The organism is Streptomyces sp. iso_384 (genome assembly GCF_056172905.1).
Genome location: NZ_JBWBTT010000001.1, coordinates 7,005,934 through 7,027,401, shown reverse-complemented (window position 1 = coordinate 7,027,401; position 21,468 = coordinate 7,005,934). Strand labels below are relative to the sequence as shown.

The 21,468-nt window shown below is 70.7% G+C and carries 23 protein-coding genes and 1 tRNA gene; 15 read left to right on the top strand and 9 right to left on the bottom strand.

All coding sequences use genetic code 11. The annotated features are described in order from the left end of the window. Window positions 1–69 precede the first annotated feature (69 nt). The 14 genes from AC0VY3_RS31515 to AC0VY3_RS31450 all read left to right on the top strand — a co-directional run bounded on the left by AC0VY3_RS31515 (window position 70) and on the right by AC0VY3_RS31450 (window position 13,296). A complete protein-coding gene (locus tag AC0VY3_RS31515; RefSeq protein ID WP_181011001.1) occupies window positions 70–576 on the top strand; it encodes an NADH-quinone oxidoreductase subunit A in 507 nt (168 codons plus the stop codon). Then, window positions 567–1,247, top strand: coding sequence for an NADH-quinone oxidoreductase subunit B (locus tag AC0VY3_RS31510; RefSeq protein ID WP_475551141.1), 681 nt, complete (start codon window positions 567–569; stop codon window positions 1,245–1,247). Before AC0VY3_RS31515 ends, AC0VY3_RS31510 begins: the two co-directional genes overlap by 10 nt. Next, window positions 1,244–2,872, top strand: a complete 1,629-nt coding sequence (locus tag AC0VY3_RS31505; protein ID WP_475551140.1) for an NADH-quinone oxidoreductase subunit C — start codon at window positions 1,244–1,246, stop codon at window positions 2,870–2,872. The genes AC0VY3_RS31510 and AC0VY3_RS31505 overlap by 4 nt, the downstream gene beginning before the upstream one ends. After that, complete coding sequence (locus tag AC0VY3_RS31500) at window positions 2,869–3,834, top strand: complex I subunit 1/NuoH family protein (RefSeq protein WP_103511048.1); 966 nt, start codon at window positions 2,869–2,871, stop codon at window positions 3,832–3,834. The genes AC0VY3_RS31505 and AC0VY3_RS31500 overlap by 4 nt, the downstream gene beginning before the upstream one ends. Further along, the gene (locus AC0VY3_RS31495) at window positions 3,834–4,463 is read left to right on the top strand and encodes a NuoI/complex I 23 kDa subunit family protein (RefSeq protein ID WP_475551139.1); all 630 of its coding nucleotides are present in this window, start codon (window positions 3,834–3,836) and stop codon (window positions 4,461–4,463) included. The genes AC0VY3_RS31500 and AC0VY3_RS31495 overlap by 1 nt, the downstream gene beginning before the upstream one ends. After that, entirely contained in the window at window positions 4,460–5,137 is a 678-nt protein-coding gene (locus AC0VY3_RS31490) for an NADH-quinone oxidoreductase subunit J family protein (protein WP_475551138.1), read from the top strand. Before AC0VY3_RS31495 ends, AC0VY3_RS31490 begins: the two co-directional genes overlap by 4 nt. Beyond that, window positions 5,137–5,553, top strand: coding sequence for an NADH-quinone oxidoreductase subunit NuoK (nuoK, locus tag AC0VY3_RS31485; RefSeq protein ID WP_475551137.1), 417 nt, complete (start codon window positions 5,137–5,139; stop codon window positions 5,551–5,553). Before AC0VY3_RS31490 ends, nuoK begins: the two co-directional genes overlap by 1 nt. After that, the gene (locus AC0VY3_RS31480; RefSeq protein ID WP_475551136.1) at window positions 5,550–7,550 is read left to right on the top strand and encodes an NADH-quinone oxidoreductase subunit 5 family protein; all 2,001 of its coding nucleotides are present in this window, start codon (window positions 5,550–5,552) and stop codon (window positions 7,548–7,550) included. The genes nuoK and AC0VY3_RS31480 overlap by 4 nt, the downstream gene beginning before the upstream one ends. Then, window positions 7,547–9,211, top strand: a complete 1,665-nt coding sequence (locus AC0VY3_RS31475; protein WP_475551135.1) for an NADH-quinone oxidoreductase subunit M — start codon at window positions 7,547–7,549, stop codon at window positions 9,209–9,211. Before AC0VY3_RS31480 ends, AC0VY3_RS31475 begins: the two co-directional genes overlap by 4 nt. After that, complete coding sequence (locus tag AC0VY3_RS31470) at window positions 9,208–10,794, top strand: NADH-quinone oxidoreductase subunit N (RefSeq protein ID WP_475551134.1); 1,587 nt, start codon at window positions 9,208–9,210, stop codon at window positions 10,792–10,794. Before AC0VY3_RS31475 ends, AC0VY3_RS31470 begins: the two co-directional genes overlap by 4 nt. A 116-nt stretch (window positions 10,795–10,910) precedes the next feature. Further along, window positions 10,911–11,375 (top strand): large conductance mechanosensitive channel protein MscL, encoded by a 465-nt coding sequence (mscL, locus tag AC0VY3_RS31465; protein WP_103511054.1) that lies wholly within the window; start codon window positions 10,911–10,913, stop codon window positions 11,373–11,375. Window positions 11,376–11,681: 306 nt separating this feature from the next. Beyond that, the gene (htpX, locus tag AC0VY3_RS31460) at window positions 11,682–12,545 is read left to right on the top strand and encodes a zinc metalloprotease HtpX (protein WP_103511055.1); all 864 of its coding nucleotides are present in this window, start codon (window positions 11,682–11,684) and stop codon (window positions 12,543–12,545) included. Then, window positions 12,542–12,934, top strand: coding sequence for a YccF domain-containing protein (locus AC0VY3_RS31455; protein WP_103511056.1), 393 nt, complete (start codon window positions 12,542–12,544; stop codon window positions 12,932–12,934). The genes htpX and AC0VY3_RS31455 overlap by 4 nt, the downstream gene beginning before the upstream one ends. Window positions 12,935–13,023: 89 nt before the next feature. Continuing rightward, window positions 13,024–13,296: a GlsB/YeaQ/YmgE family stress response membrane protein gene (locus AC0VY3_RS31450; protein ID WP_103511057.1), complete on the top strand. Its 273-nt coding sequence runs from the start codon at window positions 13,024–13,026 to the stop codon at window positions 13,294–13,296. Between the two features lie 21 nt (window positions 13,297–13,317). Here AC0VY3_RS31450 and AC0VY3_RS31445 read toward each other — a convergent pair whose 3' ends face one another. The 3 genes from AC0VY3_RS31445 to AC0VY3_RS31435 all read right to left on the bottom strand — a co-directional run bounded on the left by AC0VY3_RS31445 (window position 13,318) and on the right by AC0VY3_RS31435 (window position 15,218). Continuing rightward, complete coding sequence (locus AC0VY3_RS31445) at window positions 13,318–13,956, bottom strand: alpha-ketoglutarate-dependent dioxygenase AlkB family protein (RefSeq protein WP_475551764.1); 639 nt, start codon at window positions 13,954–13,956, stop codon at window positions 13,318–13,320. A 57-nt stretch (window positions 13,957–14,013) separates the two neighbouring features. Beyond that, on the bottom strand, window positions 14,014–14,547 hold the full coding sequence (locus AC0VY3_RS31440) for a methylated-DNA--[protein]-cysteine S-methyltransferase (protein WP_103511059.1): 534 nt from the start codon (window positions 14,545–14,547) through the stop codon (window positions 14,014–14,016). Window positions 14,548–14,729: 182 nt separating this feature from the next. Next, window positions 14,730–15,218 carry a YajQ family cyclic di-GMP-binding protein gene (locus tag AC0VY3_RS31435; RefSeq protein ID WP_030926258.1) on the bottom strand — a complete coding sequence of 163 codons (489 nt, stop codon included), beginning with the start codon at window positions 15,216–15,218 and terminating at the stop codon, window positions 14,730–14,732. Between the two features lie 177 nt (window positions 15,219–15,395). On the opposite strand from AC0VY3_RS31435, the gene AC0VY3_RS31430 reads away from it, so the two are divergent. Beyond that, window positions 15,396–15,477 (top strand) — tRNA-Tyr (locus AC0VY3_RS31430). Window positions 15,478–15,611: 134 nt separating this feature from the next. On the opposite strand, the gene AC0VY3_RS31425 is transcribed toward AC0VY3_RS31430, so the two are convergent. From AC0VY3_RS31425 to AC0VY3_RS31400, 6 genes are all read right to left on the bottom strand, one after another. Continuing rightward, complete coding sequence (locus AC0VY3_RS31425; protein WP_475551133.1) at window positions 15,612–17,024, bottom strand: tyrosine-type recombinase/integrase; 1,413 nt, start codon at window positions 17,022–17,024, stop codon at window positions 15,612–15,614. A gap of 66 nt (window positions 17,025–17,090) precedes the next feature. Beyond that, a complete protein-coding gene (locus AC0VY3_RS31420; RefSeq protein ID WP_010056813.1) occupies window positions 17,091–17,279 on the bottom strand; it encodes a helix-turn-helix transcriptional regulator in 189 nt (62 codons plus the stop codon). A gap of 442 nt (window positions 17,280–17,721) precedes the next feature. Further along, entirely contained in the window at window positions 17,722–19,206 is a 1,485-nt protein-coding gene (locus tag AC0VY3_RS31415; protein WP_475551132.1) for an ATP-binding protein, read from the bottom strand. A gap of 3 nt (window positions 19,207–19,209) precedes the next feature. Further along, complete coding sequence (locus tag AC0VY3_RS31410) at window positions 19,210–20,040, bottom strand: bifunctional DNA primase/polymerase (RefSeq protein WP_475551131.1); 831 nt, start codon at window positions 20,038–20,040, stop codon at window positions 19,210–19,212. After that, window positions 20,037–20,702: a DNA cytosine methyltransferase gene (locus AC0VY3_RS31405; protein ID WP_475551130.1), complete on the bottom strand. Its 666-nt coding sequence runs from the start codon at window positions 20,700–20,702 to the stop codon at window positions 20,037–20,039. Before AC0VY3_RS31405 ends, AC0VY3_RS31410 begins: the two co-directional genes overlap by 4 nt. Continuing rightward, window positions 20,699–21,430, bottom strand: coding sequence for a DNA methylase (locus AC0VY3_RS31400; protein WP_475551129.1), 732 nt, complete (start codon window positions 21,428–21,430; stop codon window positions 20,699–20,701). The genes AC0VY3_RS31405 and AC0VY3_RS31400 overlap by 4 nt, the downstream gene beginning before the upstream one ends. Window positions 21,431–21,468 lie beyond the last annotated feature (38 nt).

Sequence of the window (21,468 nt, the reverse complement as noted above, 5' to 3'; positions counted from 1 at the left end):
AGGCACGTGGGACCGATGCGGACGACGTAGCAGACGAAGAAGCGGACGAAGAGGGAGCGAGGGGCGGACGTGGCCGACGTTACGGACGTGACCGGCGTGGCGGACGCGGCGGGAACGACCGGCGTGTCCGGCGTGTCCAGCGGCGCGGGCGTCCAGGGCCTTCCGGGAGCCCCGGGTGTCCCGGCGGACGGACCCACCGCACTCGCCTCGGAGTACTTCCAGAGCTACTCGGTCATCGGCCTGCTCGCCCTGGTCGGCGTCCTGTTCGTCGCCGTGGCCTTCGGGGCCGGTCGACTGCTGCGCCCCGTCGTCCCCACCCCGGAGAAGCTCCTCACCTACGAATGCGGCGTCGACCCGGTCGGCGAGGGCTGGGCGCACACCCAGGTCCGCTACTACGTCTACGCGTTCCTGTACGTGATCTTCGCGGTCGACTCCATCTTCCTGTTCCCGTGGGCCACGGTGTTCGCGGCGCCCGGATACGGCGCGACGACCCTGGTCGAAATGTTCATCTTCCTCGGCTTCCTGGCCGTGGGACTGCTCTACGCATGGAAGAAGGGCGTCCTCGCATGGGCCTGACGAGCCGGCCGACCCCCGCCCCCGAGTCGCAGCAGCCCGCGCCCGCGCCCGCGCCCCCGCCCCCGTCCGATCCGGTCCTGCTTCCCGAGCCCAAGCGCCTGGGCGTGCTCTCCCGGCTGGCACCGGAGCCGATGAAGGTCGTCCTCAACTGGGGCCGCCGCTACAGCCTCTGGGTCTTCAACTTCGGACTCGCCTGCTGCGCCATCGAGTTCATCGCCGCGTCCATGGCACGCCACGACTTCATCCGGCTCGGCGTGATCCCGTTCGCCCCCGGCCCCCGGCAGGCCGACCTCATGATCGTTTCCGGCACGGTGACGGACAAGATGGCCCCGGCCGTGAAGCGGCTGTACGAGCAGATGCCCGAACCGAAGTACGTCATCTCCTTCGGCGCCTGCTCCAACTGCGGCGGCCCCTACTGGGACTCGTACTCCGTGACCAAGGGCGTCGACCAGATCATCCCCGTCGACGTGTACGTACCCGGCTGCCCGCCCCGGCCCGAGGCGCTGCTCCAGGGCATCCTCAAGCTCCAGGAGAAGATCGCGCGCGAATCCCTCGCCGAGCGGTACGCCTCCGGGGCGACGGGCGGCGGTCCGTCCACCGAGGCCCTGCGCAGCGGCCTGGTCGCCGCACCGGCACCGGCTTCGCAACCGGACGGGGAGGGGCGGCGATGAGCGACCGCGACCAGCACGTGGAATCCGCGGTGGCCGAGGCGGCCGAGGCGTTCGACCGGCTGCCGGACGCGGTCACCGACCTCTTCGGCGACGAGGCCACGGCGGAGTCCGCGTACGACCTGCTGACCGTCGACGTCCCCGCCGCCGCCTGGCTCACCGCGCTGCGGACCGCCCGCGACGAACTCGGGTGCACTTACTTCGACTGGCTCAGCGCCGTGGACGAACCGGGCGTCGGCTTCCGCGTCTGCGCCCATGTCGCGGCCCTGGGCACGGGGACGGTACGGCGGCTGATGGTACGGACGACCGTGCCGCACGACGCGGCGGTGCTGCCCAGCGCCATCGACGTGTACGCGGGGGCGGCGTGGCACGAGCGCGAGACGCACGAGATGTTCGGCGTCGCGTTCGAGGGCCACCCCCATCTCGTACCGCTGCTCCTGCCGGAAGGTTTCGAGGGCCACCCGCTGCGCAAGGACTTCGTCCTGGCCGCACGGGTCGCCAAGGCCTGGCCCGGGGCTAAGGAACCGGGGGAGCCGGCGGAGGGCCACACCGGCCCGAAGCGTCGCGCGATGCTTCCGCCCGGGGTCCCCGACCCGAACGAATGGGGCCCCCTGAAGGGCCAGCTCCCCCCAGCAGCCGCCCGCCCGGCCCGAGCCGCCCGCACAGCAGCCGACCGCCCACCCCGCCGCACGCGCACGGCGAGCGAGGGCTCAGCGGCGCAGCGCCCTACGCCGCCGCCCGGCACGGAGGCCCCTGAGGCGCCTGGCAGGGAGGTACCCGGGGCGGCCGGCGCGGCCGCACCCGAGGCTCCTGGTGCGCAGACGCCTGCGCCTGCGCCGGAGTCGAGCGGCGCGGCTGCCCCGACGACGCCGGAGGCATCCGTAATCCCGGGGGCGGCCGGCGCGCAGACCCCCACCTCCGCGTCTCCGGTGACGCCCGAGGCACTGGGAACGCCCGAAGCACCGGGAACGCCGGAGACGCTCGAGGCACTGGGAACACCCGAAGCGCCGGGAACGCGGGAGACGCCGGGAACACCTGCGGCGGCCCGCCCGCGCCGTTCCCGGTCGGCGTCGGAGGGTTCGGCGAGCCAGCGCCCGGAGCCGGACGTGCCGGGGACCACCCCTGCCCGGCCCGCCCGCCGTTCCCGGTCGACGTCCGACGGCTCGGCCAGTCAGCGCCCCGAGCCGGGCGACCGGCCCGAGCCCCCGCCGGCCGGCCCGCGCCGTTCCCGGTCCGCGTCGGAAGGTTCGGCCGGCCGGCGCCAGGCGTCGGACGCCCCCGAGGGCTCGCCGTCGCGTCCGCCCCGGGTGCGCAGCACGGATGCCCCGTGGCACGACGCGCAACCGGCCTTCGACGAGCCGGAGGGCCCGGAGACCGAGTCACCGGACGAGCCTTCTCAGCCCCTCCGGCGTTCGAGGAGCGGGGACACGGGGGCGGAACCCCCGGTTCGGGAAGGGGCGGGCAGGGGAGAAGCCCTGCGCAGCGGCCCCACCCCCACCGAAGCCGCCCCCACCGAAGCCGCCGACTTCGAAGCCACCGACTCCGAAGACCAACCCGCACCCCATCCCGACAAGCCCACCCCAGAGCACCCCACCCCAGACCACCCCGCCGGAGGCGATCCCGAGTGAACGACGTACTCGACGTCGCCCTCCGCCTGGCCATCGTCTTCGTCGTGTTCCTGGTCGCCCCCCTCCTCGTGGGCCAGACGGAACACAAGGTGATGGCTCACATGCAGGGCCGCCTGGGCCCCATGTACGCAGGCGGCTTCCACGGCTGGGCCCAGCTCGTCGCGGACGGCGTGAAGTTCGCGCAGAAGGAGGACGTGGTCCCGGCCGCCGCCGACCGCCGCGTCTTCCAGCTCGCCCCCGCCGTCGCCCTCCTCCCGTACCTCCTCGTCCTCGTCGTCATCCCCGTCGGCCCCGACGACGCGGTCGGCCAGGCCGTCGACGCGGGCATCTTCTTCGTCCTCGCCGTCATGGGCATCGGCGTCCTCGGCTCGCTCATGGCGGGCTGGGCCTCCGCCAACAAGTTCTCGCTCCTCGGCGGCCTCCGTACCGCCGCGCAGCTCCTCTCCTACGAGCTGCCGATGCTCCTGGCCGCCGCCTCCGTGGCCATGGCGGCAGGTACGGTCTCGCTCACCGGCATCCTCGACGCCTTCGCGTGGTGGTGGCTGCCCTGGCAGATCGTCGGCGCCCTGGTCTTCTTCGTGGCCGGTCTCGCCGAACTCCAGCGCCCGCCGTTCGACATGCCGGTGGCCGACTCCGAGATCATCTTCGGTGCGTACACCGAGTACACCGGTCTGCGCTTCGCCCTGTTCCTCCTCGCCGAGTACGCGGGCATCGTCATCCTCTGCGCCCTGACCACCGTCCTCTTCCTCGGCGGCTGGCACGGCCCGTTCGGCGCCGACGGACTCGGCTGGCTCTGGACCCTCCTCAAGACCGCCCTCCTCGCGTTCGTCGTCATCTGGCTGCGCGTCAGCTACCCGCGCCTGCGTGAGGACCAGTTGCAGAAGCTCGCCTGGACCACTCTCGTCCCGCTCGCCCTCGCGCAGATCGCGCTGACCGGCATCGTGAAGGTGGCGATCAACTGATGCCCCCGATCCCCGGATCCGGCCTGGCCAAGGGCCTTGCCGTCACCCTGCGCACGATGACGAGGAAGACCGTCACCGCGCAGTACCCGGACACCCAGCCCGAACTCCCGCCCCGCTCCCGCGGCGTCATCGGGCTGTTCGAGGAGAACTGCACGGTCTGCATGCTCTGCGCCCGTGAGTGCCCCGACTGGTGCATCTACATCGACTCCCACAAGGAGACGTCGCCGCCTGCCGCCCCCGGCGGCCGTGAGCGCAGCCGGAACGTCCTCGACCGTTTCGCCATCGACTTCTCCCTCTGCATGTACTGCGGCATCTGCATCGAGGTGTGCCCCTTCGACGCGCTGTTCTGGTCGCCGGAGTTCGAGTACGCGGAGACGGACATCCACGAACTCACCCACGAGCGCGACAAGCTCCGCGAGTGGATGTGGACCGTGCCGGAGCCGCCCGCTCTCGACCCCGGTGCCGAGGAGCCGAAGGAGATCGCCGCCGCCCGCAAGGCCGCGGACAAGCTCGCCTCCCAACGCGCACAGGAGCAGCGGGAACAGCAGCTCATGCAGCAGAAGCAGCAGAAGCAGCCGGAGCAGCAGGACCAGCACGACCGTCCGGACGAGAAGGGAGGAACCCCGTGACGCTGCACACCGCACCCCCTCTGCTCACCGCGACCGCCGCCGCCACGGGTGACCACCCCGGTTTCCTCTCCCCGTCCGGCGTGGAGATCGCGTTCCTCCTCGTCGGCCTCGCCACCCTCGGCGCAGCCGTCATCACCGTCACGACCAAGCAGCTGGTGCACGCCGCGCTCTGGCTCGTCGTCGCGCTCGGCGGACTGGCCGTCGAGTACCTCCTGCTCACCGCGGAGTTCATCGCCTGGGTGCAGGTACTGATCTACGTCGGTTCCATCGTCGTCCTCCTCCTCTTCGGCCTGATGCTCACCCGGGCCCCCATCGGCCGCTCCCCGGACGCCGATTCGGGCAACCGGTGGGTCGCGCTCGGGGTGGCCGCCGCCGCGGCGGCCGCTCTCGTCTGGGTCGTGATCGACGCCTTCCGCACCACCTGGATCGACCTCGACGGGCCGGCCCAGGGCTCCACCGAAGTCACCGGCGCCTTCCTGTTCCGGAACTGGGTCCTGCCCTTCGAGGCGCTCTCCGTCCTGCTGCTCGCCGCCCTCGTCGGCGCGATCGTCCTGTCCCGCAAACGCGACACGGACACCGCGGTCCGCCCCGGCCCGTCGAACTCGCCCGGCCCGTCAGGCCCGTCAGGCCCGTCAGTCCCGTCAGGCCCGTCCGGCAAGGAGGAGCAGCGCTGATGCACCTCGCCTATCCCGCCGTACTCGCCGCCCTCCTCTTCTGCATCGGCCTCTACGGCGTCCTCGCCCGCCGCAACGCGATCCTGGTCCTGATGTCCGTCGAGCTGATGCTCAACGCCGTCAACCTCAACCTCGTCGCCTTCGACGTCTGGCTCCGCGACACCCTCCACTCCGGCCAGGCCCTCACGCTCTTCACCATCGCCATCGCCGCCGCCGAGATCGGCATCGGCCTCGCGATCGTCCTGGCCGTCCACCGCAACCGGGGCACCTCCGACATCGACCGGCTCCGCGACACCGCCGAGACCGACGAGGCCGAAACGCTCCCCGACACCTCGGAGATCGACGACGCAGAGACGGCCCCCGGCCAGGTGGACGGGAAAGCAGGAAAGACCAAGAAGGCAGAGGCCACCACGTGACCACCACGACCCTCGCCGCCCTCGTCCCCCTCCTCCCGTTCCTCGGCGCCCTCGCCGGGCTCGCCGTCGGCCGCGCCGCCCCCGGCTTCGTCCGGCCGCTGGCGATCCTCCCGCCCCTCACCGCGGCCGTACTCGCCGTGCTCGTCGCCGTCCGGCAGGGCGGCGGCCGGGCCATCGACGCCGCGACCCAGCTCACGCCCACCGGCTCGGTCCCGATCGACCTGGCCCTGCACCTCGACGGCTTCGCCGTGCTGGTCGCCGTCCTCGTCACCGTCGTCGCCACCTGCGTACAGCTCTACTCCACGGCCTACCTCCGCGACGACGCCCGCTACCCCTCCTACGCCGCCCTCGTCTCCCTCTTCACCTCCGCGATGCTGCTGGTCGTCTACTCGGGCGACCTGATGGTGCTCCTGGTCGGCTGGGAGATCATGGGCATCTGCTCGTACTTCCTCGTCGGCCACTACTGGGAGACGCCCGAGGCCCGGGCCGCCTCCCTCAAGGCCTTCCTGGTCACCAAGCTCGGCGACGTCCCCTTCCTGATCGGCCTGTTCGCGCTCGCCGCCGACACCGGCAGTTTCCGGATCACCAAGATCCTCGCCGCCGTCGGCAACGGCGGACTCGACCACCCCACCCTCATCGCCCTGCTGCTCCTCGCGGGCGTCGCGGGCAAGTCGGCGCAGTTCCCCCTGCACACCTGGCTGCCCGACGCGATGGCCGGCCCCACCCCCGTCTCCGCGCTCATCCACGCCGCGACGATGGTCGCCGCCGGCATCTACTTCGTGGCCCGCCTGCTGCCCGTCTTCGCCGCCTCCGACGCCGCGCTGGTCGTCCTCGCCGTGATGGCCGCCGTCACGATGATCGGGTCCGGGCTCGCGGCCCTCGCCCAGGACGACATCAAGCGCGTCCTCGCCTACTCGACGATCGGTCAGCTCGGCTACATGTCGGGCGCCCTGGCCGTCGGCGACCGGGGCGCCGCCGTCTTCCACCTGATCTCGCACGGTGCGTTCAAAGCCGTCCTCTTCCTCGCCGCGGGCGTCGTCATCCACGCCGCCGGCACCAACTCACTGGCCGCCATGTCACGGATGGGCGGCCTGGCCCGCCGTATCCCGGACGCCTACTGGACGATGACCGTCGCCCTCCTCGCGCTGGCCGCCGTCCCGCCGTTCGCCGGCTTCTTCTCCAAGGAAGCCGTCCTCGTCGCCGCCGAGCACACCGCCCTCGGCGACCGGACCGTCGCCCCGGCCGCCGCCGGCTGGACGATCCTGATCGCCGGGCTCCTCGCCGCCGTCCTGACCGCCGCCTACGCCGTACGCCTCTGGCTCCTCGCCTTCCGCGGCCGCGGGGCCGAAGTCCCCGACCACGGCAGGCAGCCCTTCGCCATGACCTCCGTCCTGTGGACCCTGGCCGTCCCCACCATCGGCTTCGGCCTCACCGCCGGCATGCTCGGCGACTGGTTCGACGGACACGCCCTCACGCCGTCGCTCACCACCGCCGTCCTGTCCACCGGCGTCGGCCTCGTCGGCGGCCTCGTCACCTACGGCGCGTGGCGGCACACCACCGCCCTCGCCGCCCGCACCCCCATCGGCGCCGTCGCCGCCCACCCCGGCGCCGAACCCGCCCTCGTCGAAGCCGAGGCCATGACGTCCCACACCGCCGCCTACGGCACCATCGCGGACGCCCCCGACCCGGCCGACCCCGGCAGGCTCCTCCTCGGGCCCCTGCACCGCCACGCGGTAACCGGCTTCCACCTCGACGCCCTGTACACGGCGCTGTTCGTCCGGCCCGTCCAGGAAGCCGCCCGCCTCGTCCGCTTCCTGGACCGCGAGGTCATCGGCACCTACGTCAACGGAGCAAGCGCCGTCACACGCCTCCTCGGCACCGCCGTCCGCCGGGCCCAGACCGGCAATGTGCAGACCTACGTCAGCGCCCTGCTCGCCGGGTCACTCGTCCTGGCGATCGCCGCCGTCGTCTTCGCCAACGTCAACGCGGGGTCGTGACCGTGATCGATATCAGTGCGTCCGTGATGCAGTTCCTTCTGGCGTTCATCGTCGTCGCCCCGCTCCTCGGCGCCGTCGCGGCCCTGCTCCCCGCCCCGCCCGGGCTCAAGGGGAAGAACCCCGACCAGGCCGTGCTCCGCCACGGAGTGACCGTCACCGGCGCCGTCCTCGTCGCCGCGATCGTCCTGGCCGCCGGCTTCGACCACGACCACCCCGCCACGATGCAGGCGACCACCGACATCAGCTGGATCCCGGCGCTCGACGTCCGCATCCACCTCGGCATCGACGGCATCTCCCTCCCCCTCCTGCTCCTGACCGCGCTGCTGACCTTCCTCTGCGCGCTGTACAGCTACTTCAAGCTGCCCGCGGGCCCCTCACCGAAGGCCTTCGTCGCCCTCGTCCTCGTCCTGGAGTCCGGCACCCTCGCCACCTTCGCCGTCCTCGACCTGCTGCTCTTCTTCCTCGCCTTCGAGATGGTCCTCATCCCGATGTACTTCCTCATCGCCCGCTGGGGCGGCGGCCAACGGCAGGCGGCCGCCTGGAAGTTCATCCTCTACACGCTGCTCGGCTCGGTCGTCATGCTGCTCGGCCTCCTCCTCATCGGGCTGAAGAGCGGCACCTTCGACATGGTGGCACTCGCCACTGACAACGGCCGGGGCCTCACCACATCCGTGCAGGTCATCGCCGTACTCGCGATCGGTCTCGGCCTCGCCGTGAAGACCCCGATGTGGCCTCTGCACAGCTGGCTCCCCGACGCCCACACCGCTGCCCCCACCGTCGGGTCGGTGCTCCTCGCGGGCGTCCTGCTGAAGATGGGAACGTACGGATTCGTCCGGATCCTGCTCCCCGTCGCCCCCGACGGCATGCGGACCTTCGCGCCCTACCTCGCCGCGTTCGCCGTCGTCGGCATCGTCTACGGATCCCTCGCCTGCCTGGCCCTGGCCCGTACCGGCGCCAAGGGCGACCTCAAGCGGCTCATCGCCTACTCGTCCGTCGGCCACATGGGCTTCGTCCTGCTCGGCATCGCCACCATGACCCCCACCGGAGTCAACGGCGCGCTCTTCGCCAACATCGCCCACGGCCTCATCACCGGCCTGCTGTTCTTCCTGGTCGGCGCCATCAAGGACCGCTACGGCACCGCCGACCTCGACACCCTCGCCGGAGCGACCGGGGCCGCCCTCTACGGCCGGGCCCCCCGCCTCGGCGCGCTGCTCGCCTTCGCCGCCATCGCCTCGCTCGGGCTGCCCGGACTCGCCGGATTCTGGGGCGAGATGCTCACCCTGTTCGGCGCGTACAGCCCCGCCGAAGGCCTCAGCCGCCCCGCGTTCCGCACCTTCATGGCCATCGGGGCGTTCGGCACGCTGCTCACCGCCGCGTACATGCTCATCGTCGTCCGGCGCGTCTGCATGGGCGGACATACGCCCCACTCCCGGCTGTCGCCCGACGACCGGGCCTCGCGAACCCCCGACGGCCCCGAGCCGTCCGCAACCGCCGGAGCCCGGCCGGTCACCACCCCGCAGCTCGCCGACATCCGGACGTACGAAGCCGTCGCCTGGACCCCGCTCGCCGCGCTCACCGTCCTCGCCGGCCTCTGGCCCGCCGTCCTCCTCGGCCTCACCGACCCGGCCGTGCAGCAGCTCCTCGCAGGAGGCAAGTCGTGACCGCGGACATCGCCACCACCGCCGGAAGCCACGTCGCGTACACCGCCGCGGCCGACGCCCCCAGCCTCGTCCAGTCCGTCGACTGGCTCGCCATCGCGCCTCCCACCCTCACCGCGCTGGCCGCCCTGGCCGTCCTCGTCGCCGACCTGTTCCTGCCCGCGCACCGCAAGCGGCTCCTCGGTCACGGCGCGCTCACCGCCCTCGCCGCCGCCCTGGCCCTGCTGCTCCCTCTGCGCGCCGGGGACCGGGCCACCTTCTGCGTCACCACCGGCACCCGGGCCTGCAGCTACACCGCCGACCACTTCACGCTCGTCATCCAGGCCCTCGTCCTCGGCGGCGCGTTCCTCACCGTCCTGCTCTCGCTCGACGACACCCGCAAACTGCCGGCGGGGGAGTACTGGTTCCTGCTCCTGGCCTCCGCCGCCGGGGCCGCCCTGCTGCCCGCCTCCCGCGACCTCGCCACACTCGTCGTCGCCCTGGAAGTCGCCTCGCTGCCCGCGTTCGCCCTCGTCGGCATCAAACGCGGCGACCGCCGCTCCTCCGAGGCCGCGCTGAAGTTCTTCCTCTCCTCCGTCGTCGCCACCGCCGTCATGCTCCTCGGCGTCAGCTTCGTGTACGCGACCACCGGCACCCTGCACCTCACCGAGATCGCCGTCCGCCTCGATGAGGTGTCCCCGGTGCTCGACACCCTCGCCAAGACCGGGGTCGCCCTCACCCTCGTCGGCTTCGCGTTCAAGACCGCCGCCGCGCCCTTCCACTTCTGGGTCCCCGACACCTACGTCGGCGCGCCCCTCCCGATCGCCGCCTATCTCTCCGTCGTGGGGAAGGCCGTCGGGTTTTCGGGGCTCATCCTGGTGAGCGTCATCGCTTTCCCCTCCTATGCCGACGTCTGGGGGCCCGCACTCGCCGTCCTGGCCGCGCTCACCATGACCGTCGGCAACGTCGCGGCCCTCCGCCAGAGGGCCGACCGCGCCCGCAGCGCCGTCCGCCTCCTCGCCTGGTCCTCGGTCGCCCAGGCCGGCTACCTCCTGGTCCCGATCGCCGCCGCCGCGTACTCCAGCGACGAACAGATCGGCTCCACGGTGGCGTACGCCCTGATGTACGCCGTCGTGAACCTGGGCGCGTTCGCGGTCGCCGCCCTCGTCGCCCGTACGCACCCCGGCAACCGGCTCTCCGACTACCGGGGCCTCTACGCCAGCCGGCCCCTCGCGGCCCTGGCGCTCGGCTTCTTCCTGCTCTGCCTGGCCGGACTGCCGCCCGGCATCATCGGGCTCTTCGCGAAGGTCACCGTCTTCTCCGCGGCGGTCGACGCGGGCCTCGGCTGGCTCGCCGTCGTCATGGCCGTCAACGTGGTGATCGCTCTCTACTACTACCTTCAGTGGACCGCGATCCTCTTCCGTACGCCGGACGGAGCCCCGGAAACGGCCGAGGAGGCCACCGGTGCCGCGGCCTCGGCCCCGCCGCGCCGATTCCGCGCCCCCGCCCCTCTCACCACGGCGATCGTCCTGACCGCCGTCGCCGGAATCCTGCTCTCCGGGGTTCCGCAGACCGTCCTGCGCTTCGCCTCCGTGAACCTTTTCTGAGCCCTCCGGGGCCCGCAAGATCGGTTTGCCCACGGCCCCCGCCACAGGGCATGGTCTTGGCTGCGCACGTCACGTAATCGGCGTGGACGTGTCAAGAACAAGAGGGAGAGAGAGCAGTGCTGAACGGGTTCAAGGACTTCATCCTGCGCGGGAACGTCATCTCCATGGCGATCGGTCTCGCGGTCGGGGCCGCGTTCACCGCCGTCGTCACGGGCTTCAGCAACGCCTTCATCACCCCGCTGATCGGCCTCGCCACCCGCGGCACCGGCGACTTCAGCAAGGCCTCCTACACGGTCGACGGCGTCAAGTTCCCCTACGGCCTCTTCGTGAGCGCCGCCATCGCCTTCCTGATCACCGCCGCGGTCCTCTACTTCTGCGTCGTGGTCCCCATGGCCAAGGTGCAGGACCGCTTCGCCAAGGAAAAGGAAGAGGCCGTCGACATCAAGGCCGCCCTCCGCGACTGCCCGCGCTGCTTCAGCCAGATTCCCGCCGTCGCCTCCCGCTGCGGCCACTGCACCAGCGAGGTCGAGCCCGACTCCGAGGCGCTCTCCCTCGCCAAGCTCCCCGCACAGCAGCACTGACCGAGCACCAGCACTGACCGAGCACCAGCGCTCACCGCGCGGCAGCACCCACCGCCCCGCATCTCGCCCCCGCACCTCACCGCACCACCAAGCAGGACGCCCCACCACCCGTACGGCCCAGCGCCGCTCCGTACGGGTCCGGGAGTCCGGCCGGTGCGAACACGCGGCACGACCCCCGCCCTCCGGCCGCACGCACAAGGGAACTAGCTCCTCTCGCCTGGCGTTGACCAGTACGGGAGGCTCCACTGGGGAGTGGAGCACCACCATGCAAAGGGTTCCCCTGCTGCACCACTTGGAGGGCGTACCGTGCACCGCCGGCACAACGGGCTGAAGACCGCCGTACTCCTCGGGGGACTGTCCGCACTCATCATCGTCATCGGCAGTTTCTTCGGACGTACGGGCCTCGTCGTTGCGCTCCTCGTAGCCGTCGGCACCAATGCGTACGCCTACTGGAACAGCGACAAGCTCGCCCTGCGGGCCATGCGCGCCCGCCCCGTCAGCGAATTCGAGGCGCCGCAGCTCTACCGCACGGTCCGCGAGCTCTCCACGGCGGCCCGTCAGCCCATGCCGCGCCTCTACATCTCCCCGACACAGGCGCCCAACGCGTTCGCCACCGGCCGCAATCCGCGCAACGCCGCCGTCTGCTGCACCGAGGGCATCCTCCAGATCCTCGACGAGCGCGAGCTGCGCGGCGTCCTCGGCCACGAGCTCAGCCATGTCTACAACCGGGACATCCTCATCTCGTCCGTCGCCGGAGCGCTCGCCTCCGTCGTGATGTTCCTGGTCAACTTCGCCTGGCTCATCCCGGTGGGCCGCTCCAACGACGACGAGGGCCCCGGCCTCCTCGGCATGCTCCTGATCATGATCCTGGGGCCGCTCGCCGCGTCCGTCATCCAGCTCGCCGTCAGCCGCTCCCGCGAGTACGAGGCCGACGCCTCCGGAGCCCAGCTCACCGGCGACCCACTGGCTCTCGCCAGTGCGCTGCGCAAGCTCGACGCCGGTACGAAACAGCTCCCGCTGCCGCCCGAGCCGAGGATCGAGACCGCGAGCCACATGATGATCGCGAATCCCTTCCGTCCCGGCCAGGGCATGGCGAAAATGTTCTCCACCCACCCGCCGATGGCGGAGCGCATCGCCCGACTAGAACAGATGGCAGGTCATCGCCCGTGAAAACCATCCTGAACGTCATCTGGCTGATCCTCTGCGGATTCTGGATGTTCCTCGGCTACCTGGTCGCGGGGCTCCTGCTCTGCATCACCATCATCGGCATCCCCTTCGGGCTCGCCGCCTTCAGGATCGGCGTCTACGCCCTCTGGCCGTTCGGCTACACCGTCGTCGACCGCCGGGACGCCGGCTCGCCCTCCTGCGTGGGCAACGTCCTCTGGCTGGTCCTCGCCGGATGGTGGCTCGCCCTCGGTCACATCACCACCGGCATCGCGCTGTGCATCACGATCATCGGCATCCCCCTGGGCATCGCCAACTTCAAGCTGATCCCGGTCTCCCTCATGCCCTTCGGCAAGGAGATCGTCCCCACGGACCAGCCCTTCGCCACCCGCTAGCCCGCCGGGTCCGGCGAACGCGAGAGCAACCGAACACCTGCCCGCCGCGTCTTGGATTTCAAGACGAAACAAGGGGTAGGTGCAGCGACATGGGCATCATCAGTTGGATCATTCTCGGCCTGCTCGCCGGCCTCATAGCCAAGATCCTCCTCCCGGGACGTGACCCGGGCGGCATCATCGGCACCACTCTCATCGGCGTCGCCGGGGCCTTCGTCGGCGGCTGGCTCTCCAGCCAGTTCCTCGACCGCCCCATCAGCAACGACTTCTACGACACCGCGACCTGGATCGCCGCCATCGCCGGTTCGCTGGTCCTGCTCATCGCCTACCGGCTGCTGTTCGGCAACTCCCGCGACCGCCGCTGACCGCGGGCGGGCCGCGCCTTCCTACGCGTCCTCCGACGCCATCCCGGTCTCCCGCAACGTCAGATTCAACCGGCCGGCCCGCAGCCCCGCGGCCGGGTCGGCCGATCCCGCATACACCTTCGGCACCCCGTGGAACGCGTAACGCGACGGCCCGCCGAAGACGAACAGATCCCCGGACGCCAACTCCACGTCCGTGTAGGGCTGCCCGCGGCCTTCCGTGTTTCCGAAGCGGAACACGCACCTCGCCCCGATGCTCAACGACACCACAGGAGCGTTCGACCGCTCCTCCTTGTCCTGGTGCATGCCCATCCGCGCCGCGTCGTCGTAGAAATTGATCAGCGCGGTATCCGGGGCGAACGCCGCTGCCGCACCCTCGTCGCCGTACGCCTCGGCCACCGCCGCCCGCCCCAGATCGCCCAGCCACTCCGGGAACGCGGCCACCCGGGCGCCGTTCACATCGTCCGCCGTGCGCGCGTACCGGTACGGCTGCCAGTGCCACCCCAGGCACACCGTCCGCACCGACATCACCCCGCCGCCCGGCAGCACGGTGTGCCGCAGCGGGACCGGCCCCCGCGCCCACCGACGGCACGCCGCCACCACCTCCGCCCGACGCTCCACCGGCAGCCACTCCGGCACATGCACGGCCCCCGGCGCGACCACCCGGCGCGGCCGCCGGAACAGACCGTCCGAGGAGAGCGGAGGATCCTGCGCCACGGCTCAGCCCGCCAGAGCTTCGACGCCTTCGAGCCCCAGCAGCAGCTTCTTGCGCTCCAGGCCGCCCGCGTACCCCCGCAGCGCCCCGTCCGCCCCGATCACCCGGTGGCACGGCCGCACGACCAGCAGCGGATTGCGCCCGATCGCCGTGCCCACCGCCCGTACTCCCGCGCCCGACGCGCCGACCTGTGCCGCGACCTGGCCGTACGACACCGTGCTCCCGTACGGGATCGACTCCAGCACCGCCCAGACCCGCCGCTGGAACTCCGTGCCCGCGCCCTCGGCCACCGGTACGTCGAACCGGGTCGAGCGTCCCGCGAAATAGGCCTCCAGCTGCCGGGCGACCTCGGCGAACGCCTCAGGTGCGTGCCTCCAGCCGTCCTGGACGACCACCCCGCCCTTCTGACCGGGCATCGACAACGACCGCAGCCGGACACCGGCACGTCCGGCCGTTTCCGGCCCGTCCACCGCCGCCTCGCCGACCAGCAGCAGTTCGCCCAGCGGGCTCTCCACCCGCGCGTACACCGTCGTCGTCATGGTTTCTCACTTCCCCGGTCCGTACGGCCAGTCTGCGCCCGTCCGCCCACCACCACCGGCGGCATTCGGACATCGCGTCCGCACGCCCCGCCCGACCGCACGGGCCGGAAACACGAAGAGGCACGCCGTCGAGGTCGGCCTCGGCGGTGTGCCCCGTTGCGTGTGGCAGTCGGCTGCGGTGACTACCGGTAGTTCACGAACTGCACCGCGAAGTCGAAGTCCTGACCCTTCAACAGCGCCTGCACGGCCTGCAGGTCGTCCCGGCTCTTCGAGCTGACCCGCAGCTCGTCGCCCTGGACCTGTGCCTTGACGCCCTTCGGGCCCTCATCGCGGATGATCTTCGCCACCTTCTTGGCGTTCTCCTGGGAGATGCCTTCCTCGATCGTGGCGAAGATCTTGTACTCCTTGCCGGAGAGCTGCGGCTCTCCGGCGTCCAGCGACTTCAGCGAGATGCCGCGCTTGATCAGCTTGGACTGGAAGATGTCGAGGATGGCCTTGACGCGCTCCTCGCCGTTCGCCTCCATCAGAATCTTCTCGCCCGACCACGAGATCGAGGCGCCCGTGCCCTTGAAGTCGTAACGCTGGGAGATCTCCTTGGCGGCCTGGTTGAGGGCGTTGTCGACCTCCTGCCGCTCGACCTTCGAGACGATGTCGAAACTGGAGTCGGCCATGACGTGTGGCTCCTTGCGTCGAATGCTGGGATACAGCTGCTGGGGATACAGCCCAAAGCCTAGCCACCGTCACACGCTCCGGTCGCTGATCAATCAGGTGGCGGAGCACCCCTGGCCATCAGGTATTGTTTACGTCGTCGCCAAGGAGATCACCACGAGATCCAAGGCGTCGTTCGAGGCGGTGTGCCCGAGTGGCCAAAGGGAGCAGACTGTAAATCTGCCGGCTCAGCCTACCCAGGTTCGAACCCTGGCGCCGCCACGCGAGTGGAGCCCCCTCCTGAACTGCGGAAACGCAGTTCAGGAGGGGGCTTCTTCGTGTTCGAGCCTGCGGCGTCGGTCGGGGGTGAAATGCGCGAGTTGTCTCACCCTGTGCCGGGCGTAGACCAACTCTGATCAGCGCGTGTCCCCCAGGCGTCCCCCGGGGGACGGGGCTTCTCCGTCCCATTCGCGCAGGCCAGCCTCGATCTTCTGATTCGCTCGTTCCTGCGCCCGCGCGAGGACCTTGGCGTAGACGCGCAGAAGCACCGCGACGGAGTGGCCGGCCCGGCGCGCGACCTCCATCGGATCGACCCCGATGAAGACCAGGAATGAGACCCCGGCAGCCCTCCAGTCGTACGCACGTCGAGCGAGAGGCGACTCGAACTCGTGCGGAGTCAGGGCTTCTGCGCGAGCGGCGGCCAGGACCTCGCCGTATCCCGTGTCTTGAATCACACCTCCTCGGCTGGTCCGGAACAGGCGGCCGTCGGGCGCGGTGCCGAAGCGCTCGATGTGCGACCTGAGCATGGCCACGAAGACAGGGGGAATCGGCACCACCCGGGAGTCCCGTTCGGCACGCGCCTTGAGGTGGCGGGCCTGGTGGGCCCGATCGTCGTCGGTCCAGGCGTGGCCTGCGTGGACAATGCCACCACGGAGGGTGATGTCGCCCCATCCCTCTCTGGGCAGGTAGCACTGCGCCTCGGTGAGTCCCGTCGCCTCCGCGGGGCGCATAAGGGCGTAGTAGAGGCACCCGAAGAAAGCTTCGAGGTGAGCGCCCCGATCGCCTTGATTTCGGACGGCAGACAGGAGTTCCTGAATCTGTCGGGGGTTGGCGACGCTCGCCGGATCGACTTCTTCAACAGACTTCGGAGCTGTCCATTTCACTGTGGACAGCGGGTTGACGGGGACACTGAAATGCCGCCGCTCGACTGCGAGCCCCAGAACGTCGCTCAGGCAGGCTCGCTTCCGGCGTGCGGTGCTCCCGGCGGCGGGGGAGCCGTTCTGGAGCGTTGATAGCGCGTCGAGCGCCAGGCGAAGCGTGGCGGGATCTTCGAGCGCGGCGATAGGCAGGGAGTTCTTCTCCACCCAGCGCAGCACGCTCGCGACCTCGGCAGGAGGCTCCTGGTCCCAGCGGCTCCTGTTGTACGCCCACCCGTACAGAGCGGCACGGAGAGCGCCGGGCGACGGGCGACCGGAGACGCTCCTCATGAGCGCCGGCGTGATCGTGGCGAGAGAATCGGCATCGTTCCGGCGAGACTTGGCGGGGAGACGGTCCCACCTGCGGTCCACGTACGCTCGCGTGTGCTCGTACCAGGTCACGCGGCTGCCCTGGATGCGTAGCTCGGCGGTCGGGAGACCGGTCTCCACGTCGAACTGGTCACCCCTACGGAGAGCGGTCATCAGTTCCGACCGTCGACCGTCGGCTTGAGCTTTGACGGTGTAGCTCTTCGAATGCTTCTGGGGCCCGACCATCCAGCGGACTCGGTAGGGCTTCGGACGGTCGCGTCGCGTCTCGATGCTGTAGATGCGGACGTCATAGGTGAGGGGCATGGCGCTCCGTGCTCGGCAAGGGAGGGCCGCCTCCGCCGGAGGCGGCCCTCGAATCGGTAGTCGTGCTTAGGCGGCGCGCTCCTCGCAGGTCCCCCACCAGGCATCCAGGTCCGCGCGGCTGACGCGGACATGTCCGTTCGGCAGTTTCTGAAGACGGGGTGCCTGGCCTCGGGCGCGCATGCGGTAGAAGGCGGCGCGGCTGATGTCGATCTCTTCGAGGACTTCGCGGAGCTTGAGCATCTTGGGGCGGGCCACGGTGGGACTCCTTCGGAGGCTTGGAGGGGGCGTGGTTGTCCGAGGTGTGGATTTCTGCGTCACCGCGTCACCCGCGTCATCCGGGGCTGTGACCTGCGGGTTTGGGTGACGCAGCGGATCGGGTGTGCGTCACCTTCTGCGTCACCGGGTGACGTGGGGGTGACGCGGGTGACGCAGGGGTGACGCAGGATTCGCCGTCTGCGTCACCCCTTCCTGTGCAGGTCAGGGGCCGTTCTCCGTCCCGGGTGACGCAGGTGACGCAGACCTTCCCTACTTAGGAAAAGAAGGGGGTGTCTGTAGTAGTGGCGGTGATCCTTCAGGCGAAGTGAGGGGCCCTTCGGGCACGCCTGTTGGGCGGCGCTGCCGCCGAACAGCAAGAGGAGCACCCGGCGGCGTGGCGGGGGGTGCTCCTCTTGCTTGTGCCCCGGGTCGACCGGTGCGGTCAGAACGCTGCCGCCTGCTCCGGCTGCTCAGGAGGCGGGGGCGCGGCCTGGCGGATCATTTCGAGGTAGCGGCCTGCTTTGGTGCGTCCGGTGTCGATGAGGACGCCCCGGGCGGCGAGGGTGGGTTGCAGGCGCTTGAGACGGTCGGAGAGCACCTTGCCGGTGGTCGGCCACCCTTTCGGTAGGGGGCGTAGCTCGTCGCCGCTGTAGAGGCGGCTCAGGGCGTGCAGCCATTCCGTGGACGTCATCCGCTGCTCGCCGCCGGGGCCGAGGGTTTCGGCGTGCTGGAGGACGGTCTGCGCGAGCAGGTCGCCTTCGATGACGTCGTCGTTGAGGTCGTCCAGGCTCACCCGGTACGCGGGCAGGGCCCCGAGCCCGGTGGCGACGTCGAGTTGGGCGCAGAGGTGGGCGAAGTCCGCCATCCGCAGATCCGTGGGCGTCTCCGCCTGCGCGGCCCGGACCTTCACGGTGAGGTCGAGCAGCGAGCCGAGGACCACGGGCAGCACCTCCTCGTACTCCGCCCACAACTCAGCCTCGGTCCGCCGGACCGTGGGCCGCTCCAACCGCAGCGGCAGGAGCCGTTCGGCGAGGTCGGGGCGAATGACCCCGACGTCGATCCCGGTCAGCAGGAGCGGGCGGCGGTAGCGGGCCCGGTGCACGTCCCCGTCCGTGAACAGGGCGCGCTTGACGCTCTCGGCTCCGGTGACGATGCAGCACATGGCATCGGACAGGTCCGGGGTCATGTGGGAGAGGTTGTCGAGGGCGGTGACCCATCCGGCGGCGACGGCCGCGATGAGGTTCTCTTCGTCCTTCGGGGCCCGGCGCAGGTCCCCGCTCATGCCCTCCACGATCCGCACCAGCATCCGTCCCCCGGTCGACTTACCCGCGCCCTGCGGGCCGGTGAGGAACGGGGCCGGGACGGGCACGCCCGGCCCCAGGCAGCCGATCAGCCAGGCGATGGCCAGGCATTCGGTTTCGGCGCCTGCGAAGTTGCACAGCCGCATCAGGAGGTCGATGCCCTTGCCGTCGGTGTCCTTGGCCGGGAGGGGGAGTTCCCCGGTGAGCTGGGTGCGCCGCCAGCACACCTCGCGCGGGTCGGGAACCTTGATTTCCCACCCGTTGGGGTGGATGCGGATGGATTGCCCATCCGCGCGGCCGAGGTCGAGCCAGGTTGCTCCGTCGAAGCCGGGGGCGACGCGGATGTGCACGGCCTGGGTGGTCTCGGTCATCGCCAACGCCTCGATCAAGTCCAGTGCCTCCTTGAGTGCGGTGCCGTTGAAGACACCGACCCCGTCCTTGAACATGCCGACCATGAGTTCCTGCCGGTGGCTTCCCGTCGTGCCCTGCGAGCGGATCGGTCGGGCCACGGGGTGGCCGTTGCGCTGTGCGTAGACGGTGCCGTCGGCGGTGCGGAAGTACCGGAAGTGGGACTGCGCGTAGTCGCTGATGACCTCACGCGCCGGGTTCTTCTCGTCCTCGGACATGACTCACATCCCCAGAGCGGTACGGGCGTTGGACCACGCATCCGTGCAGTGCCGGGCGGTTTCGCCCTTGGTCTGGGCGGCGGCGAACAGCCGGGCGGCGTGGGTGTCGGTGAGGCATCCGCACCGGCCGTGCGTGGAGAGCACGGCGAGGAACGTGCGGTACACCGTGGCGTGGACACCGCTCGTCGCGGCGGTGATGCGCTGTTCTGCCATGGCGATGCCGCGCTCCAGGTAGGCAGGGGTGCGGTGGCGGCAGTCACCGCCTCCGGCCGGTACGGGCGCGGTGACGGGGTGGACGGGCGAGGGCTTCCTGACGATCAGGTCCCGCACGGTGTCGGGCAGGGTGGTCATGGTGCCGGTGCCGGGACCGAGCCACCGGGCGTAGACCATGGTCGACTTGATGTCGACCCCGTCCCGCACATCGTTCGCGGACCCCATGGCCCCCTGGTAGATCCAGTGTTCGCCCCGCGTCGTCGGCACCGTCCGCGTGGCGGGCAGCGTCCGGCGGGCCCACGCGACCGCGTCGACGTGGTCAAGGTCGACGACGGTCAGCCCGATACCGCCGGGGTGATAGGCAACAGCCGCGGCTTGCTCCCACGCCGTCGACCACCCGGCCCCGGTGATGACGTCGGGGTCGGTGGTGGCGGCCGCCCAGGCGTGGCAGGGGTGGGGGCAGGTGCAGGGGCCGGGGTTCTTCATGTTCGGCCGGCCGCCGCACGCGTTGTCCCGGCAGGCGGGGCAGTTCCCGAACGGCACCTTGCCCGCCCGCAGGGGCAGGACGGGGACGGACCGGTTCGCCAGGTCGAGGGCGGCGGTGAGATGGGCTGTGTTCATGCTGCGGCCGTCCTTTCGTGGGTGAGGAACTGGTGGCCGATCCACTGGGTGTAGGCGGGGGGTACGGCTTGGCGGGCTTCGACGTTGGTCATCCAGGTGCAGCCCATGGCGTCGGCGTAGGCCCGCTCGCCCTTGTGCTCGAAGGCGAGGAGTCCTTTGTGGTGCCAGCAGGGCGGGAGCAGGTCACCGCCGCCGCCCCATGAGGTTTCGAAGACGCGGTGGCGGCGGACGTTGAGGGCGAACTGGGAGCCGCACAGCAGGTAGTCGGGGCGCAGGGTGCCGTCCCAGGAGGCTTCGGGGACGTTCTCGATGAGCCAGGGCCTGCCGCAGGCGCGCTGGAGTTCGCGGCCGGGGGTGATCAGGTCGGGGTGGTCGTCGCGGCTGCCGCGCCAGGCGGTGACGCGGGCCTTGTTCTGGCAGGGCCAGGAGGCGTGGACCAGGTCGTAGAGCTCGATCTCCCCGGTGGCGGTGATGGTGGCGAGGTAGTCGAGGGCGTCGGCCCGGTGGAAAGTGAAGGGGTAGTTCGGCATGGGGTGCAGGTCGACGCCGGTGACGTCGTATCCGGCGAGGTAGTAGCCCATGGACAGGCCACCGGCCCCGCAGCACAGATCCAGCACCCGCAGCCCGTTCGGCCTGCGCAGCGGCAGCACACGCGCGTTCACGCGGCCACCCCCACCGGACGAACAGCGGTGAGCAGGGCGCGGCCGATGTGCTCGGAGAACGCCGGCGGGATCGCCTCGGTCAGCTCCTCGCGGACGTCGGTCCACGTGATGCCCATCGCCTCCTGCATCTCGGGGACGGTGGCTTTGCCGCCGCCGGAGCCGTAGGCGGCGACGTAGGGCCCGTCTCGGTAGACGCCGTGCCGGTAGCCGCGCACGTACCCCCGGTGCTTCGGGTGCGCGGGCCGAGTGATGGTCCAGCGGCCCAGTTCGAAGTTGCGGTGGCGCAGGACACCGAGCCCGAACATCTCCCCGCACAGGGAGAGGTCTTTGCGGATCTTGGCGCGGCCGTTGGGCTGCTCGATGACGTACGGCAGCCCGGTCCGTTCCAACAGCACGCGGGTCGGGGCGACCAGGTCGTGATGGTCACCGCCCCAGCCCTGTGATGCGTTGGTGCCCACGGTGAGGGCGCATCCGGCCTGGCACGGCGGCGAGGAGTGCACCGCCGTGAACCGGGCGATCTCCCCGGACGCGATCAGGGCGGCGAGGTGTTCGAGCGCGTCGGCCCGGACGAACGTGAAGGGGTAGTTGGGGCGGTCGACGATGTCGACGCCGATGACGTCGAATCCGGCGCGGTGGTAGCCGGTGGCTGCGCCGCCGGCGCAGCAGAACAGGTCGAGTAGCAGCGGCCGGTGGCCGGGTACTCGCAGGATGGGGGTGGGTTGGGTCATGCTGGATGTCTCCAGTTCTGTTGAGGGCTGGGAGACAA